A 709-nucleotide genomic window follows, 5' to 3' on the forward strand; every position below is an offset into this window, starting at 1 on the left:
TGGTGAATCGTGCGGGGACGAGGACGGGGTGGTCGGTGTGCAGGGCGGCGTCGAGCAGGGCGAGTCCTTCGGGGATGGACAGGGGTTTGACGCCCGCTCGTTCCATCCGTCGCAGGTCGGCTTCGCTGAGGTCGCCTGCCATGCCGCCGGAGGCCCACAGTCCCCAGGCCAGTGAGGTGGCGGTGAGTCCTTGGGCGTGGCGGTGGTGGGCCAGGGCGTCGAGGTAGGCGTTGGCGGCGCCGTAGCCGGCCTGGCCGGCGCTGCCCAGTACTCCGGCCAGGGAGGAGAACAGCACGAAGGCCGACAGGTTCAGGTCTTGGGTCAGTTCGTGCAGGTGGCGGGCAGCGTCGGCCTTGGGTCGCAGGACGGCGTCGATGCGTTCGGGGGTGAGGGAGGCCACGATGCCGTCGTCCAGGATTCCGGCGGTGTGGATGACACCGGTCAGGGGGTGTTTCGCCGGTACGGAGGCGAGCAGGTGTGTCAGGTGCTCGCGGTCGCCGACGTCGCAGGCTTCGATCGTGACCGTGGCGCCGAGTTCGGTCAGCTCGGCGGCCAGTTCGGCGGCGCCGGGTGCCTGGGTGCCGCGTCGGCTGGCCAGCAGCAGGTGTTTGACCTGGTGGGTGGTGGCGAGGTGTTTGGCCACGACCGCGCCCAGCCCGCCGGTGCCGCCGGTGACCAGCACCGTGCCCTCCGGACCGAACACCGACCG

At 71.1% G+C, this 709-nt stretch carries 1 protein-coding gene; it reads right to left on the reverse strand.

Translation table 11 applies throughout. The features are described 5' to 3' along the window. The coding region (locus ACTOQ3_RS43610) for a beta-ketoacyl reductase (RefSeq protein WP_440089953.1) at positions 1-709 on the reverse strand (709 nt) is incomplete at both ends.

The sequence above is a fragment of the Streptosporangium sp. LJ11 genome, from assembly GCF_051918945.1.
GTDB lineage: Bacteria > Actinomycetota > Actinomycetes > Streptosporangiales > Streptosporangiaceae > Streptosporangium.